This is a genomic window from Enterobacter sp. EC_50 (assembly GCF_019584525.1).
Taxonomy (GTDB): Bacteria; Pseudomonadota; Gammaproteobacteria; order Enterobacterales; family Enterobacteriaceae; genus Enterobacter; species Enterobacter roggenkampii.
Genome location: NZ_VDAF01000009.1, coordinates 119,376 through 136,111 on the forward strand (window position 1 = coordinate 119,376; position 16,736 = coordinate 136,111).

16 protein-coding genes and 1 tRNA gene are annotated in these 16,736 nt (G+C 55.3%); 9 read left to right on the forward strand and 8 right to left on the reverse strand.

Annotated features, from left to right (window positions below):
* The first annotated feature begins 75 nt into the window (after positions 1-75).
* Complete coding sequence (cysS, locus tag FHC48_RS09690; protein WP_032674291.1) at positions 76-1,461, forward strand: cysteine--tRNA ligase; 1,386 nt, start codon at positions 76-78, stop codon at positions 1,459-1,461.
* 86 nt (positions 1,462-1,547) lie between these two features.
* Here the strand turns inward: cysS and FHC48_RS09695 are convergent, their stop codons facing one another.
* The 5 genes from FHC48_RS09695 to folD all read right to left on the reverse strand — a co-directional run bounded on the left by FHC48_RS09695 (position 1,548) and on the right by folD (position 6,106).
* Positions 1,548-2,069, reverse strand: coding sequence for a metal-dependent hydrolase (locus tag FHC48_RS09695; protein ID WP_008499329.1), 522 nt, complete (start codon positions 2,067-2,069; stop codon positions 1,548-1,550).
* Between the two features lie 72 nt (positions 2,070-2,141).
* Entirely contained in the window at positions 2,142-3,158 is a 1,017-nt protein-coding gene (gene malI, locus FHC48_RS09700; RefSeq protein WP_021241606.1) for a Mal regulon transcriptional regulator MalI, read from the reverse strand.
* A gap of 83 nt (positions 3,159-3,241) precedes the next feature.
* Positions 3,242-4,741 (reverse strand): PTS transporter subunit EIIC, encoded by a 1,500-nt coding sequence (locus FHC48_RS09705; RefSeq protein WP_008499331.1) that lies wholly within the window; start codon positions 4,739-4,741, stop codon positions 3,242-3,244.
* 284 nt (positions 4,742-5,025) lie between these two features.
* Positions 5,026-5,238: a ribosome-associated protein YbcJ gene (ybcJ, locus tag FHC48_RS09710; RefSeq protein WP_004143016.1), complete on the reverse strand. Its 213-nt coding sequence runs from the start codon at positions 5,236-5,238 to the stop codon at positions 5,026-5,028.
* A 1-nt stretch (position 5,239) separates the two neighbouring features.
* Positions 5,240-6,106, reverse strand: coding sequence for a bifunctional methylenetetrahydrofolate dehydrogenase/methenyltetrahydrofolate cyclohydrolase FolD (gene folD, locus FHC48_RS09715; RefSeq protein ID WP_008499332.1), 867 nt, complete (start codon positions 6,104-6,106; stop codon positions 5,240-5,242).
* A 309-nt stretch (positions 6,107-6,415) separates the two neighbouring features.
* Here folD and fimA point away from each other — a divergent pair, with 309 nt between their 5' ends.
* The 6 genes from fimA (at position 6,416) to sfmF (ending at position 12,427) form a co-directional block, all read left to right on the forward strand.
* Positions 6,416-6,979 (forward strand): type 1 fimbrial major subunit FimA, encoded by a 564-nt coding sequence (gene fimA / locus FHC48_RS09720; RefSeq protein WP_008499333.1) that lies wholly within the window; start codon positions 6,416-6,418, stop codon positions 6,977-6,979.
* A gap of 68 nt (positions 6,980-7,047) precedes the next feature.
* Positions 7,048-7,593 carry a type 1 fimbrial protein subunit FimI gene (fimI, locus tag FHC48_RS09725; RefSeq protein ID WP_008499334.1) on the forward strand — a complete coding sequence of 182 codons (546 nt, stop codon included), beginning with the start codon at positions 7,048-7,050 and terminating at the stop codon, positions 7,591-7,593.
* 34 nt (positions 7,594-7,627) lie between these two features.
* Positions 7,628-8,320, forward strand: a complete 693-nt coding sequence (gene fimC, locus FHC48_RS09730) for a type 1 fimbria chaperone FimC (RefSeq protein WP_023326827.1) — start codon at positions 7,628-7,630, stop codon at positions 8,318-8,320.
* Between the two features lie 14 nt (positions 8,321-8,334).
* A complete protein-coding gene (locus FHC48_RS09735; protein ID WP_008499336.1) occupies positions 8,335-10,896 on the forward strand; it encodes a fimbrial biogenesis usher protein in 2,562 nt (853 codons plus the stop codon).
* Positions 10,889-11,896, forward strand: a complete 1,008-nt coding sequence (fimH, locus tag FHC48_RS09740; protein ID WP_021241603.1) for a type 1 fimbria D-mannose specific adhesin FimH — start codon at positions 10,889-10,891, stop codon at positions 11,894-11,896. The genes FHC48_RS09735 and fimH overlap by 8 nt, the downstream gene beginning before the upstream one ends.
* A gap of 9 nt (positions 11,897-11,905) precedes the next feature.
* Positions 11,906-12,427: a fimbria assembly protein gene (gene sfmF, locus FHC48_RS09745; protein WP_059363331.1), complete on the forward strand. Its 522-nt coding sequence runs from the start codon at positions 11,906-11,908 to the stop codon at positions 12,425-12,427.
* Between the two features lie 51 nt (positions 12,428-12,478).
* On the opposite strand, the gene fimZ is transcribed toward sfmF, so the two are convergent.
* The 3 genes from fimZ to FHC48_RS09760 form a co-directional block, all read right to left on the reverse strand.
* Positions 12,479-13,111: a fimbria biosynthesis transcriptional regulator FimZ gene (fimZ, locus tag FHC48_RS09750; RefSeq protein ID WP_059363333.1), complete on the reverse strand. Its 633-nt coding sequence runs from the start codon at positions 13,109-13,111 to the stop codon at positions 12,479-12,481.
* Between the two features lie 800 nt (positions 13,112-13,911).
* Complete coding sequence (locus FHC48_RS09755) at positions 13,912-14,640, reverse strand: response regulator transcription factor (protein ID WP_059363334.1); 729 nt, start codon at positions 14,638-14,640, stop codon at positions 13,912-13,914.
* A gap of 24 nt (positions 14,641-14,664) precedes the next feature.
* On the reverse strand, positions 14,665-15,363 hold the full coding sequence (locus tag FHC48_RS09760; RefSeq protein ID WP_046091602.1) for an EAL domain-containing protein: 699 nt from the start codon (positions 15,361-15,363) through the stop codon (positions 14,665-14,667).
* Between the two features lie 278 nt (positions 15,364-15,641).
* On the opposite strand from FHC48_RS09760, the gene FHC48_RS09765 reads away from it, so the two are divergent.
* A tRNA-Arg gene (locus FHC48_RS09765) sits at positions 15,642-15,718 on the forward strand.
* Between the two features lie 102 nt (positions 15,719-15,820).
* Entirely contained in the window at positions 15,821-16,651 is an 831-nt protein-coding gene (locus FHC48_RS09770) for a CPBP family intramembrane glutamic endopeptidase (RefSeq protein ID WP_059363335.1), read from the forward strand.
* The last annotated feature ends 85 nt before the right edge of the window (positions 16,652-16,736 follow it).

Sequence of the window (16,736 nt, forward strand, 5' to 3'; positions counted from 1 at the left end):
GTGTGCTGCTTCGGGTTTGAATTACGGGTAGAATAGCCGGTTTTCAACCACACACGTGTTTACATGGAATCTTCGATGTTAAAAATCTTTAATACAATGACGCGCCAAAAAGAGGAATTTAAACCTATCCATGCCGGGGAAGTCGGCATGTACGTGTGTGGTATTACGGTTTACGATCTCTGTCACATTGGCCATGGCCGTACCTTTGTCGCCTTCGACGTGGTGTCACGCTACCTGCGTTTTCTGGGGTACAAGCTGAAATATGTGCGCAACATCACCGACATCGACGATAAGATCATCAAGCGCGCCAATGAAAACGGCGAAAGCTTTGTCGCGCTGGTGGATCGCATGATCGCTGAGATGCACAAAGACTTCGACGCCCTGAATATTCTGCGTCCGGACAGCGAGCCGCGCGCGACCCACCACATTCACGAAATCATCGAGATCACAGAGAAGCTGATCGCCCGCGGTCATGCGTACGTTGCCGACAACGGCGACGTGATGTTCTCCGTGCCGACGGACCCAACCTACGGTGCGCTTTCCCGTCAGGATCTGGACCAGCTCCAGGCCGGTGCCCGCGTTGACGTGGTTGACGTGAAGCGTAACCCGATGGACTTCGTGCTGTGGAAGATGTCCAAAGAGGGTGAACCAAGCTGGCCATCCCCGTGGGGCGACGGCCGTCCGGGCTGGCACATTGAATGTTCCGCGATGAACTGCAAGCAGCTGGGCAAGCACTTCGACATTCACGGCGGCGGTTCAGACCTGATGTTCCCGCACCACGAAAACGAAATCGCGCAGTCCACCTGCGCCCACGGCGGCGAGTACGTGAACTACTGGATGCACTCCGGGATGGTAATGGTTGACCGCGAGAAGATGTCGAAATCGCTGGGTAACTTCTTTACCGTGCGCGACGTGCTGAAGTATTACGACGCGGAAACCGTGCGCTACTTCCTGATGTCTGGCCACTATCGCAGCCAGCTGAACTACAGCGAAGAGAACCTGAAGCAGGCGCGTTCGGCGCTGGAGCGTCTGTACACCGCGCTGCGCGGAACCGACAAGTCTGTTCCGGCGGCAGGCGGCGAAGCCTTCGAAGCGCGCTTCGTTGAGGTGATGAACGACGACTTCAATACCCCGGAAGCCTACTCCGTGCTGTTCGACATGGCGCGCGAAGTGAACCGCCTGAAGTCCGAGGATATGGCGGCCGCGAATGCGCTGGCGTCACATCTGCGTAAGCTCTCTGCCGTGCTCGGCCTGCTGGAGCAGGAGCCGGACGCGTTCCTGCAGAGCGGTGCGCAGGCGGACGACGGTGAAGTGGCGGAAATTGAAGCGTTGATCAAAGCGCGTCTGGAAGCGCGTCAGGCGAAGGACTGGGCGGCGGCCGATGCGGCGCGTAACCGTCTGACCGAGATGGGCATCATTCTGGAAGACGGCCCGCAGGGAACGACCTGGCGCCGTAAGTAAGTCTGTAACGCCCGGTGACGCTTACGCTTACCGGGCCAACGGGCAAAAGTAGGCCGGGTAAGGCGCAGCCGCCACCCGGCTTTTTTTTACCTTCTTTTCCACCACAGCAACCCCATCAGCACCACACCCGGCAGCCACACCCACAGCAGTTCTGAAATAATCACCTGATGCCCGTACGGCGTGGTATAGCGTGAGAGCGCAAACGGCGCGACCTTGATCACCTGCCACGGCGCAAAGAAGCGTTCATCAGACCACGGCCACAGCCAGCCGACGCCTTTCCCGCCTGTGGTAATCGAATCCAGCAGGCTGTGCGACAGCAGTGACACGGTTAAAAACAGCCAGCACCGCGTCAGGCTGGCCCGGAACCATCGTCGTCCAGTTAGTACGCAAAGTATCGGCACCACGAAGGCAAACAGCAGGGAGTGGGTAAAGCCGCGATGGCCGAAAACGTTGCCGTACGCGACGCCGAACTTGAACGCCAGCACGTCGGCGTCCGGCAGCATGGCGAGAACAATGCCGGCAAACAGCAGGCGGGGTGGGATAACTTTTGTCCCCAGGCCTAACCCCAGGCAAAGCGGAACAGCAGCGTGTGTAATGACGGTAGGCATTGTGATTATCCATGGCAAATCATGGAAATATAGCAGTCATTCCGCGCTAAAAACCTGTGCGAAATTCTGATTTTACGCCGACTCGCGTGCGATAAGCTGCCCGGAGAGCGTAATACGCTGGGTTTGCAGCGTCGGCTCCTTCAGCGTGCGAATAATCAGCCCGGCCGCCTGACGCCCTGTCTCTTCGCTGGCGGACGAGACGTAGGTAAACGAGGGCGAGGTGAGGTTCACGTGGAGCATATCTTCGAAACCGACCAGGGCGACCTGCTGAGTCAGAAAGACATCTTTACCCACCGTACGCCCAACCTGATGAATACCGGAGATGGAGCCGATCATGGCATCCGGCGAGTGGCAGAGCAGGGCGGTGATGGTATTGTTTTTTTCCAGCAGTTGGCGGGTGGCAAAACCCGCTGCCAGCGTGTCATCGCTGCAGGCCGGCGAGTATTCATCGCGCCAGACCAGCCCGTTTTGCGCCATCGCGCTGCGAAAGCCGAGCAGGCGCTGCTCGCGGATAAGGCAGCCTTCCCGTCCGCCTATGTAGGCGATATTACGATGACCGCGCTCGATAAGATAACGCACCGCCAGACTGGCCGCCTGCCGGTTATCGCGCATCACCAGATTGCATTTTTCATCCAGCAGTGACTGCGAGACCACCACCAGCGGCAGCGGGCAGTGGCGAATCTTTTCCGGCAGGGTGGCGGTGCGGGTATCCGAGGCCAGATAGATCACCCCGGCGACGCCCTGCTGCTTAAACGACAGCAGGCAGCGCTCAAGCTGGTCATGGTCGTTCTGGGGCTGACCGAGAAAAACCATATACCCCTGTTTTTCAAGATCCTGAACAATGCTCGCCATCACCTTGATGGAGAAGCTGTCGCTAAAGTCGCGAAGGATCAGGCCAATCAGATTAGAGGTATTGGCGCGGAGGTTGGCAGCGGCAACGTTATGAACATAGCCCAGGGTATTGATGGCAGCGTTGACTTTCTCGATCGTTGCCTCTGAGATTTTCCCTTTCTGGCGCAGCACCAGCGAGACGGTGGAAACCGACACGCCCGCGTGCTTCGCGACATCAATAATGCTGACTTTCTTCAAAACCGCTCCCTGAAATTTACCGATTATCAGCCAGATAAAACACGCCTCCCAGCGTACAGGAGACGTGTCGTTCAGGCATCTTATTATTTGCCGATCATGGTGGACATGGTCTGGGCGATAAACTGTGCTCTGGCACCGAAAATCACCTGAATGCCGTTGTCGCCGACAAACACCACGCCGCGCGCGCCGAGTCCGTTAAGACCGTCTTTATCTACCGCGTCGCTTTTTGCCACTTCCAGACGCAGGCGGGTGATACAGGCGCCGACGGAGTCAATGTTATGCGCGCCGCCCAGCAGGGTGATGATCTCGGTCGCGAGCTCGGAATCCGATTTTTCATCCGCGTTGGCGGTTACTTCGGTGCGGCCCGGCGTTTTCACGTCGAAACGACGGATCACAAAGCGGAACGTGAAGTAATAAATCAGGCCCATTGGAATGCCGATGATAATGGCGCTCAGGAAGTGGGTCTGGTAGCCGTTAAACGACGGCAGGATCCCGAATGACAGATAGTCGATAAAGCCCGCAGAGAACGACTTGGCGATATGCGCATGCAGCAGGTACATGGTCATGTAGGCCAGACCCGCCATGATGGCGTTAAAGACGTACAGAATCGGCGCCACGAAGATAAAGGTAAACTCAACCGGTTCGGTGATCCCCGTCAGGAAGCAGGTCAGCGCCGCGGAGAACAGAATACCGGCCGCGATTTTCTTATTCTTCGTATGGGCTTCGTGATACATCGCCAGGCACGCCGCAGGCAGCGCGAACAGCATCAGCGGGAATTCACCCTGCATGAACTTACCGGCGTTCTGGTAGGTATCGCTGCTGAAGGATTTCACCCCTTCTTCCAGCATCTTGAACCAGATGGTCTGGTCGCCGTGGATCACCTGGCCTGCCTGGGTGGTGTAATCCCCAAACGAATACCAGAACGACGGATACCAGATATGGTGCAGACCGAGCGGGATCAGCGCGCGCTCCACCAGACCGAAGATAAAGGTCGAGGCCGCCTGGTTGTCGCCGTTAACGACCACGGAGAGGGCGTCGATACCGGCCTGGATATGCTGCCACACGTACGGCAGCAGCAGCCCCATCAGGAACGAGAGGAACGCCGTTGCAATCGCCACGAAGCGCTTGCCGGAGAAGAAGCCAAGGAATTCCGGAAGCTGCATGGTGTGGAAGCGGTTATAGCACCAGGCCGCGAGAATACCGCAGATCAGGCCGCCGAAGACGCCCATCTGCAGCGTCGGAATGCCCACCACCATGGCGTATTTCCCGCCCTGGGAGGCCATTTCCGGCGTGATGCTCAGCACGGTGCTGATGGTGATATTGGTGACAAACACCGACACCGCCGCGGACAGCGCCGCAATGCCGGATTCTGACGCCAGGCCCACGGCAGAGCCAATGGCAAACAGCATCGGCAGGTTATCAAAGATAACCCCGCCCGCGTTCATCATCAGCGGCAGATGGAACTTATCGCCGAAGGCCAGCAGCAGGCCCGCAGCGGGAAGCAGTGAAATTGGCAGCATTAAGGCGCGACCAATCATCGATAACTTAGACAGCGATTTAACAAACCCTGATATCAGACTCATGCTGATTTCCCCCCGAGTAGCGCTTTTTTTGGCACTGTTATTGTAAGTAGAACGTTTTAGTAGAACGTTCTACTTATCGTGGGCAAAGCGTGAAAAACGCGCAACTGAATTTTCACTTTTCAACAGACGAAATACTGATTATTTGAAGTGGATCGATAAATAACCGTGATGGGTGTGAGGCGATAGAGATAGAAATTGCCGGGTGGCGGCTTCGCCTTACCCGGCCTACAAACGGAGACAGTACGTAGGCCCGGTAAGCGCAGCGCCACCGGGCATCAAACGGCTTACGCCGTCACGGTCACGCTCTGGCCTTCAAAGCTCACGGTCTGGCCCGCGACAATCTTGCAGCGCTTGCGGGTTTCCACCGCACCGTCCACTTTGACAAGCCCGTCGGCAATGGCAATTTTCGCCTGCGCGCCGCTTTCGCTCCAGCCTTCCAGCTTGAGCAGATCGCACAGCTCAACGTGCGGGTGTTTGCCTAATGAAAATGTGGCCATCTTACGCGTCCTCTACGTCGTGATATTCTTCGCATGCCTGCAGGGTATTCTGAATCAGCGTTGCGACGGTCATCGGGCCTACGCCGCCCGGTACGGGGGTAATGTAAGAGGCGCGCGCGGCGGCATCTTCATACACCACGTCGCCGACCACTTTGCCGTTTTCCAGACGGTTAATCCCGACGTCCACGACAATTGCGCCCTCTTTAATCCACTCGCCCGGAATAAAGCCCGGCTTACCGACCGCGACGATCAGCAGATCGGCGTTCTCAACGTGGTGACGCAGGTTTTTGGTGAAGCGGTGGGTAACGGTGGTGGTGCAGCCGGCCAGCAGCAGCTCCATGCTCATCGGGCGGCCCACGATGTTGGACGCGCCGATGACCACGGCGTTCAGGCCGTAAGTATCGATGTTATAACGCTCCAGCAGCGTCACGATACCGCGCGGCGTGCACGGACGCAGGCGCGGCGCGCGCTGGCACAGGCGGCCAACGTTGTAAGGATGGAAGCCGTCCACGTCTTTATCCGGTGCGATACGCTCCAGCACCTTCACGTTGTCGATACCGGCGGGCAGCGGCAGCTGAACCAGAATACCGTCGATCTCTTTATCGGCATTCAGAGTGTCAATAAGTTCCAGCAGTTCTGCTTCGCTGGTGGTTTCCGGCAAATCGTAAGAGCGGGAGACGAACCCCACCTCTTCACACGCTTTGCGCTTGCTGCCGACATAAATCTGCGATGCCGGGTTACTGCCAACCAGCACAACGGCCAGCCCGGGGGCGCGTTTTCCGGCCGCTTTACGCGCCTTCACTTTTTCCGCGACCTCAGAGCGCACCTGCTGCGCAATCGTTTTACCGTCAATAATCTTTGCTGCCATCAGAGAGAAGATTCCGTCTGTAACGTTCGAAAGGGGGGATGCGTGTATTTTGTCAGAAGCGAGCCCCGCTGTCAGTCACCCTTTGCGCGTTTTTATCCGCAAGACGCAAAAACCCTTCTTAAGGGATGGTCAATTTCTTAGGCGGGATTAGGATGTGACCTGGTAAAATGGCAGCGTTTTGACATATTTAAAAATCACCTCCTGAGCTACTTTGTCTCCTCCGAAATAAGCTTTCAATTACTCAATTGAACGTATTTCTTATTCCCGATTTTTCGCGGGAAGGGTTATTTACATTTTAAAGGAATAGACATGAAACTCAGCAACATTGCTTCTACTGTTATTGCAACTTTGGCCCTGGTTGCGGGTGCCGCAAATGCAGCGGATCCTGCTGCGCCGGTTTCCGTAAATGGCGGTACCGTACATTTTAAAGGTGAGCTGGTTAATGCGGCTTGTTCAGTAAATACTGATTCTTCCGAGCAGACCGTTAATCTGGGTCAGTATCGTACCGCGAAATTCACCAAAGTGGGCGACACCACCTCTAATATTCCGTTCAACATTGAACTGAACGATTGCGATCCGCTGGTGGCCAAAACTGCCGCTGTTGCGTTCACCGGTCAGATCGACCCAACCGACAAAACCCTGCTGGCCGTCACCTCCGGCAGCAACGACAACACCGCGAAAGGCGTGGGTATTGAGATCCTCGACAGCAAATCCAGCGTTCTGACGCCAGACGGTGCGACCTTCTCTGCTGCGCAGACGCTGATCGAAGGGACGAACACCCTGAAGTTCACCGCGCGTTATAAATCCACGGCTGCGACTACCGAGCCAGGCCAGGCGAACGCTGACGCCACCTTCGTTATGAAATACGAATAATTCCTCCGCACAGGGATGTTCAGGCCTCAGGGACGAGGCCCGTCATACGCTATTGCCAGGAACAAAGGATGACAAGGACAGGAACACTACTGCTGTTAACCCTTGCGATGGCTTGCCCGGCATCGGCGCATACCGTGGTGATCGAAGGCGGCAAGGTTCATCTCAGAGGTGAACTGGTGAACGGCGGCTGCGCCGTGGCGCCCGACAGCCAGAATATGCGCATCGATATGGGGCAGTACCGAACCAATTCATTTTCCGGCGTGGGCAGTTTTTCCACGGTGAATGTGCCTTTCACCGTACGGCTGCTGGACTGCAGCGTTGATGTTTCGCGCACCGTGGGGATCCAGTTTCAGGGGGCCACACCCGCAGAAGATCCTCAGGTCTTTCTGGCGACATCGCGACCAGGTGAAACGCCTGTCAGCAGCGGCGTTGGGCTGGCGCTCTTTGACGAGCAGCAGCGTCAGATTATCCCAAATGCCACGGCCGTCAGCTGGCTGCCGATCGATACCCGCGAGCTGGCGTTCCATTTTAGCGCCCGCTATCGGGCTATTTCCGAACACCTCGAGCCAGGCAAAATTCAGTCGGATGTCTGGTTTACGTTGATTTATCCATAACACCTGCGAACACATTATTAAAGGTACGGTTGTGATGAATACCCTAATTAAACCAGGACTTTTTTTATCGTTTATTTTAATGATGGTTTCTGCCTGCGCGAATGCATCCGGCGGTATTGCGCTGGGAGCCACCCGCGTTATTTACCCGGCGGACGCGAAGCAAACGTCGCTGGCGATCACCAACAGCAATAAACAGGAGCGCTATTTAATTAACGCGTGGATCGAAAATGCGAACGGGCAAAAAGAAAAAACATTTGCCGTCACGCCGCCCCTGTTTGTTAGCGAGCCGGACAGTGAAAACACGCTGCGCATTATTTACGCCGGGCCTGCGCTGCCTGCCGACCGTGAATCGCTGTTTTACATGAACGTGAAAGCGATCCCGTCAGTGAACAAAGCCAAAACGGAAAACAATAACGTGCTGCAGCTGGCTATCCTCTCGCGCATCAAGCTGTTTGTGCGCCCGAACAACCTGGCAATGCAGCCTGAAGAGGCGCTTTCCCAGCTGCGGTTTGAGCGCGCGGGTAACCATCTCAAAGTCAGCAACGCGTCTCCGTATTACATCACCCTCGTCAATCTGAAGCTGGGCGGGAAGACGCTGGATAACCTGATGGTGGCGCCGAAAAGCGCGGCACAGCAGGTGCTGCCAGCCGGTGCCGGCGGCACGCTCTCCTGGCAGAGCGTGAATGACTACGGTGCCATCACGCCGGCGCGTAGCGTCAACCTGTGAGCAGAGTCAGGGCGATGAAAAACCATCAGGGACGTTACTGCCCGGTTGCACTGGCGCTGATGGCTGCGCTCTGGCCGCAGGCTGGCTGGAGCGAAAGCTATTTCAACCCGGCCTTCCTGTCCGACGACACCGCCAGCGTGGCGGATTTGTCGCGTTTTGAACAAGGACACCAGCAGGCACCCGGCGTTTATCGCGTGGATATCTGGCGTAACGATGAATTTATCGGGACTCAGGACGTGCGTTTTGAGCAGGCGGAGAACACGCCGCCGGTGGCGGGCGGGCTATCGCCGTGTATTACGCGCGCGATGCTCGACCGCTTTGGCGTCAACGTCGCGGCGTTTCCCGAGCTGGCTCAGGTCCAGGGTGAGGCCTGCGTCCCGTTGACCACGGCCATTCCCGGTAGCGAAACGGTATTCAACTTTGCCTCACAGCGCCTGAACGTTAGCCTGCCGCAGGTGGCATTGCAGAACAGCGCCCGGGGCTACATTCCGCCGGAACAGTGGGATGAAGGCATTCCCGCCGCGCTGCTGAACTACAGCTTTACGGGCAACCGGGGCAGCGAAGACGACAGCTATTACCTCAACCTGCAGAGCGGGCTGAACTATGGCGCCTGGCGCCTGCGCAACAACGGCGCATGGCGATACACGCAGACCAACGGGCAGCGGCACAGCGAGTGGCAGAATATTGGCACCTGGGCGCAGCGCACCGTGATCCCGCTGAAAAGCGAACTGGTCCTGGGCGACAGCAATACCGGTAATGACGTCTTCGACAGCATGGGGTTCCGCGGCGGACGGCTCTTCTCGTCTGACAGCATGTACCCGGACAGCCTGCAGGGCTACGCGCCCACGGTGCGCGGGATCGCCCGGACGCCCGCCAAAGTGGTGGTGCGTCAGAATGGCTACGTGATCTATCAAAGCTATGTGCAGCCGGGCGCATTTGCGATTACCGATCTCAACCCCACCTCCTCAAGCGGTGACCTGGAAGTGACGGTAGAAGAGAAAGACGGTACCCAGCAGCGCTATACCGTGCCGTACTCCACCGTGCCGCTTCTGCAGCGTGAAGGGCGCTGGAAGTATGACCTCGTCGCGGGGGATTACCGCAGCGGTAACAGCGATCAGGATACGCCGTTTTTCACCCAGGGCACCCTGATTACCGGGCTTGCCAACGGCTTTACGCTCTACGGCGGGACGCAGCTGGCGTCACGCTATACCGCGGTCGCCGTCGGGGCCGGAAAAAACCTGGGCGACTGGGGCGCGGTTTCGCTCGATATCACCCACGCCCGCAGCCAGCTCGCGGACGACAGCAAGCATGAAGGACAGTCCCTGCGCTTCCTCTATGCGAAATCCCTTAACGGTTTCGGCACCAACTTCCAGCTGCTGGGCTACCGCTACTCCACAAAAGGGTTTTACACCCTGGACGATGTGGCATGGCGCTCAATGGAAGGCTATCAGTATGCCGACAGCCAGGACGATAACGATGTGCCGGACGTGCAGAGCTATCACAACCTGACGTGGAATAAAAAAGGCCGCTTCCAGCTTAACGTTTCTCAGTCGCTGGGGGATTACGGCTCGGTCTATATCTCCGGCAGCGAGCAGACCTACTGGGGAACCGACGAGTCGAACCTCTGGTACCAGCTGGGGTATGCGGGGGGCATGAAGGGGATCAACTACTCCGTTTCGTGGTCGTGGAACAAATCCGTCGGGATCGACGGCACCGACCGGATCGCGTCGTTTAACGTCTCCGTGCCGTTCAGTATCTTTACCCGTCAGGGCTACCGCCGGGACAGCGCGATTGACCGTGCCTACGCCACGGCATCCGCCAGCCGGAACAGCGATGGCGACACGAGCTGGCAAACCGGCGTCAGCGGCACGCTGCTGGAGGACCGCAACCTGAACTACAGCGTGACTCAGGGACACACCAGCACCAACGGGTCAAGCGGAAGCGCCAGCGCCAACTGGCAGGCGACCTACGGCACGTTGGGCGTGGGTTACAACTACAGCGACGATCAGCACGATCTCAACTGGCAGCTCTCCGGCGGGGTCGTCGGTCATGCCGACGGCGTGACCTTCAGCCAGCCGCTGGGCGACACCAACGTGCTGATCAAAGCGCCGGGGGCATCCGGCGTCAGCGTGGAAAACCAGACCGGCGTGAGAACCGACTGGCGAGGCTATGCGGTGATGCCGTATGCCACCGTCTACCGCTATAACCGCGTGGCGCTGGATACCAACACCATGAGCAACAACACCGACATTGAAAACAACGTGAGCAGCGTGGTGCCGACCAAAGGCGCGCTGGTGCGCGCCAGCTTTGATACCCGCATTGGCGTGCGCGCCCTGCTGACGGTAACGCGCGGCAACCAGCCCGTGCCGTTCGGCGCGGTGGTCCGTGAGACCCGGAGCGGTGTCACCAGCATGGTGGGGGACGACGGGCAAATTTACCTGAGCGGGCTGCCGCTGGAAGGCGAGCTGCTGATCCAGTGGGGCGACGGGGCGCAGTCTCAGTGTCGCGCGCCTTACAGCTTGCCTGAAAAGAGCCTGCAACAGGCAATCACAATGAAGGGGATTCGCTGTGAATAAAACCCACATCTTAGGCTTGTCGCTTCTGGCGCTACTGCCTGCGGCAAACGCATTCGCCACCGTGTGCGTCAATGAAAAAGGCGTGCCGACGGAAGTGCATTACGACCTGACGGACAAATTCAATAGCTCGAATAACCAGATTGGACAGGTCGTGACGCTCAGCGAGAAGTCGCAGTGGGTAGGGGTCAATGCCGTCTGCCCGAAGGGCACGGTCGGGAATACCACCAAGCGTAGCTACGTGACCGATTATCAGGTTACGGGAACGAGCGATGGCTATCAGTATCTGAAGCTGAACGACTATCTGGACGGGGCCATGAAAATCACGGACAGCTATGCTGGCGTGTTTTATCCGCCAAAAAACTATATCCAGATGGGGAGCCATCCTAACGTCTCCAAAAACAGACCGTTTGGCGTTCAGGACTCCAGCCTTGTCTTCCGCCTTAAGGTAACCCGACGTTTTATTAATATGGTCGTGATCCCGCGCGCCACCATGTTCCGCGTTTACGTCACCACCACCTCCTCGGATCCGCTCACCACGCCGGTCTATACCATCAGCTACAGCGGTACCATTCAGGTGCCGCAAAGCTGCGCTATCAACGCCGGGAACGTGGTGGAGTTTGATTTCGGCGACATTGGCGCCTCCCTGTTCAGCAAGGCGGGCGTAGGTAACAAACCGGAGGGCGTCTCATCGCAAAGCAAAACCATTGCGATCAAATGCACCAACGTCGAGGCGAACGCCATGCTGACGATGCGCGTAGAGGCGGAGAAAGTCTCTGATAATGTGCTGGTGTCGGATAACCCCGACGTCGGGTTCATCATTGCCAACGAGAGCGGTGCGCCGCTGACGCCTAACAACCTGACAAGCAAAATTCCGTTCCGCCTCGACGACAGCGCGCAGGCAAAGGTGGGGATCCGCGTCTGGCCGGTGAGCGTGACGGGCAACAAGCCAGCGGAAGGGCGTTTCACCTCGCGCGGGTATTTGCGCGTGGATTACGACTAAGGAGCCGATATGCGAAAAGGGATCCGTTTTCTCACCGTGGCGCTCTTTGCGCTTTGCACACAGGCTCAGGCGGACACCGCGTTGGGTGAAATTAACATTCGGCTCTACGGCAATATTGTCGATTTTACCTGCGTTGCGGAAGGCAGCGACAGCGACAAGACCGTCACGCTGGGCACCTGGCCCACGAAACAGCTCAGCACCACCGGGAGCCGCACGCAGCCCATGCCGTTTACGCTGAAGCTGACCGACTGTCCGCCGGGCGCCGCGTCGATAACGTTTTCGGGTAAAGCCGACGGGAGCAATAACGGTTTGCTGGCGCTGAACGACGCCAGTACAGCGAGCCGTGTCGCGGTAGAGATCAGGGATGCGGATAAAACGCGTCTGGCTCTCCAGCAGGCCAGCCAGCCGGTCTCGGTTGATGCGCAGGGGAATGCAACATTGTCGTTTTATGCCAATTATATTGCCACTGCAGATAACCCTCAGCCCGGACGAGCCGATGCGGATGCCACCTTTATGATTAACTATAATTAGCACTGACCGCACTCCCTGCAGCTCAGATAAGCTGCAGGGAGTGAATTCAGGTTAAAGCAGCTCGTGCGCTTTGGCGTAATCAATTAATTCCACGATGCTTTGCACGCCCAGCTTGGAATAAATATTGGATTTATGCGTGCTAATGGTTTTGTTGCTTAATAGTAGCTGTTCAGCAATTTCCTTATTGGATAATCCATTCGCCAGATAGCGTAATACCGTGACCTCGCGATTTGATAATGGCATATCGACTGCCATCCCTTTCCCTGAACCCAAATGGTTTATAAAGTTCAGCGTTTCCGATGGGAAAAAGGAATAGCCCATCAGGATCATTTCTACGGCGTTGTAGATCTCACCCAAATCTTTTCGTTTACTGACGAAACCATTTGCCCCGGCGCGAATGGCGCGACCCGCGTAAAATAACTCTGATTTAGATGAGAGGAACAGAACCTTAATGTCTTTGTTTAAGTTTCTGATTCTCTTAAGTAAAGCGAAAGCATCCGTGCCCGTGAGTTCAATGTCAAGGATCACCAGATCGATAGGGTGATTACGGATACAGTCAAGGACTTCATGGCTATCGCCAGACTTGAGCTTGACTGTGATATTCTTATTTTTCTGTAGCAGGACTTCTATCGACATTCTGACGATAGGATGTTCGTCCATAATGATAACGGATGCCGGTTTCATTTTTAATGCCTCAGATTGTTAAAAGCGTTATGCAGAGTTTGGTAAAACTCTCGAAATGCCGGAAGGATATAATGTGCAGATCCCTATACCGTAGTATTTCCCTGGAAAGAGCGAAAGCATCCTTGTTTACGTAATGAAAAGAACTATGCCTCAGCGCGGTCATCTCATTTGGCTGGTGTTGGCAAAAAGGTTTTTCTTATTCAGATTTGGTACGCTTCTTATTATACAGGGTAAGTTTTTTCCGAAAACCCTGTAAATTAATCACAGGATATTGGTTTGTATTATCTTCTGGATCTGAATCGCTATTATTTTAAATTTAGCGGAAATATCCTGTTATCCCATTTACCGCATATTTTCATCTTTATGTAATAACAAAAAATAACAGATATCTCTGTATGTTGATCAATTGTTAACAAAAATACGCATCATTTTGGGGGACTCGCCCGGTCTGATGAGGTGAACAATTGCCCTCGCAGGCCGTCAGACCTTCATCTGAAAGCGTGAAGGTTGACCTTCAGCTCCGCAACTCCTGCACAGGAGAACATGCTATCTGCTTCGCTTTTCCCTCCAGGGCGCAGTCGCTAAGCTGCTTGTTTTTACATCATTATCATCTTGTTAACGCTGTCTGCATTCACTTAACGGATGGAGGAAAGTGCTGCCGTTCGTTCAATTTGTGGCATTTCACAAGGTTCTCGCCCATAAATTAGGAATAGTTATAATTTCGACTTTATTGTTAAAAATTAACATTTTTGAAACACGAATGGTAAGTAAATTCTTAAAGCGCTTTAGGAAATAAGGGGTTAGGACGTGAGTGAAAACGTGCAGTCTGAGAGGTTATTAAGAAGATGCAACAATTCCTGTCGATGACTCAGCCCCATCTTCACCAGGATGCAGCTAAGACGATAGATAATGCGGCTATACGGACGATTCTGCATAAGGGCAATCTGACGTAACGTCTTGCCCCGGGAGAGTTCCTGCAGGATCGGCCATTCATTGCGGTTGAACCAGTCTTTGTCGGAGCCCTGTGGCGGGCGGGCATCCAGCAGGCTGTGCTGGAGTGCCGCGGCGTTCAGCTGGCGCTCGAGCACATGAAAGGGACCTGCCGCTTTGCAGAAAAGGCGGGTGTCGTAATTATCGGCCCGGACTAACAGCCAGGGCGTCAGGAACGGAGGAAACAGGCTATGCCTTCTCAACTGATCCAGTTTCTCCAGAAGCCCCGTTGACCGGCTTTCAATATCCACGACCAGACGGGCGGAGGGCCATTGGGTCTGTGCGATAAGGGCGTCGTCCAGCGTGGCGTAATCGCAGCAGCTGCTCAGGGGAAACTGCCCGTTGAGAAAACCGGTGCGCAGGAAATGATCCTCCGTCACCAGGAGAATAAACGGGGCGTCTGTTTTGCGGGGCTGGCTGATGGACTGGCTCAAAAATTCGAGCCGGTCGAAAAAGGGGGGAGCAAAAGGTGAGCGCGTAAATCCCAGTGCATCACTTCCTGTACGCCGCCGCCGGTAACGGCGCACTGTCATTCGCATGGTCTCCCTCCTGGAAATGGCGTTTTAATCCTCCGGCCATGTCCAGGACGGCCAGTAATATCCCTGGCCGAAGTCTGCGCCTGCCTGCAGTGCCCAGGTACGATCGCGTTCAGTCTCAATACCTTCGATAAGCACTTTCCCGGCAAGCTGAAAGCAAAGGGAAACCAGTTGCCTCAGCGCAGGGGTGTCGCGTAAACGCCAGAATGCTTCCTTATCTATTTTGATGCCGCTTAACGGAAGTCGACAGGATAAAAACGACTGCACTAAGACATCATCAATGTCATCCAGCCAGATAGTGTGCCCCTGTCTGCTCAGCTGCTGCAGATTCTGAACCACGCGCTGCTTCTGCGCGACGGACAGCGCCAAAAAAGCCGCAAGGTCGACAAGCTCAATATTTAGCGGCACGCAGGGGAGTCTGATGAGCCGCTGGAAGGACGCAGGCTCTGTCAGGACGGTTATCGGCAGATTAATAAAAAGGTTATGACCGTGCGGCGTATTTTTTAACGCAGCAAGCTGCGCCTCAAGCAGCGTTAGCGACCAGCCAGCGGACCGATCGCAAAAAAAATCCTCACTGTGCCGCGTATCGGCCAGGACGCTAAGGACCTCGACGCCAACCTGACGCAAAGAGGCGAGGGCGACGATAGGCTCAAGCTTAATGCCGACGATGTCCTGAGAGAGGTACTGTAACCGGGGGGGCGTATCGATCAGGTTTTGCGCTGTCACTCCATTGTCCTGTTGTCTGTCAGCCTCCAGGCGGCCGGGATACCTGGCTCTAGTGTGACGAGCTGACGTTCAGGAAAACAGCAGGCGTTACTTAAATGCAACTAAGCCTTTTCGCAGCGCTAAATTTTACGGTAAAACAGGGAGGAATGTTGAGAAAATAGCCGTATTTACAATCGGCTAGCGGTAATTGGCCCTGAAAACGGAAAAGGCATTGACTCACCTGCCATTGACCGTATAATTCTTCGCGTTTCACCACCGCGAAGTACACGCTTCTCAGTGCGCCCTTAGCTCAGTTGGATAGAGCAACGGCCTTCTAAGCCGTAGGTCGTAGGTTCGAATCCTACAGGGCGTGCCATTTCATTTCATAGAGTTACGCCTCACTCACATCCTCCTGATTTCCGTTGTGGGACATATTTGGGACATCGACCCTAAAATTTATCGGTCATGAAGGACATTTATGTGGTATCTACTCGCAATTTCGCTTGCCGCACTTTCCCTTAATAAAAGCCTGGCTTACCTGCTGCTGGGATTAACGGCATTTCTCGGCTGGAAACAGAGCATTCTTGACGCCCCGGCGCTGCTGGTTATTGCGTCAATCGTTATTGGCTGGTCTGTTGTTGAATGGCTACGTAATAAGGATGATAAATATACTTATCTGATTGAAGGCCTGTGTGTGATCATCGCCGTTACCCTGGTTATGCATGTGCTCCCGGGCTTCCATAATCCCAAAGTGCTGGATGCTGTCGTCGTTGGTCCGCAAAGCATACCGTTCAGTATGTACTTTAATATGGACAAGGCGGTGGTGCCGTTCTTTTTAATTACGTGCATGCCAACGCTATTCGTAGCAAAACCCCTCTATAAAATTGGCAAGCTCGGCTGGGTAATATTGGTACTTGCGGTACCCGCGCTGTTACTTCTGGCTGTGGCGTTGGGCGGGCTGAGAATTGAGCCACATGCGCCAGAATGGTTCGCGCAATTTGCCCTTGCGAATATTTTCTTCGTCTCTTTGGCCGAGGAAGCCCTGTTCAGAGGCTACCTGCAGCAGCGCTTGTCCCGGATCGTTCATCCTGTTGTCGCGTTGTTGATTGCCTCAGTCCTCTTTGGGCTGATGCATTATAGCGGCGGTTTACTGCTGATTATTTTTGCCAGCCTCTCCGGCATTATTTACGGCCTGGCGTGGATGTGGAGCGGCAGGCTCTGGGTTGCAACGTTATTCCATTTTGGGCTGAACTGCGTGCATTTATTGTTCTTCACCTATCCTGTGTATGCCCCTCATGCGGCTATGTGAGGCTTTTTAAATGAGTAGCCTAATAAATTTAGCTACCTCCGGATAAGCATAAAAAGCCCCCGCACTATCGGGGCTTTTTTATATC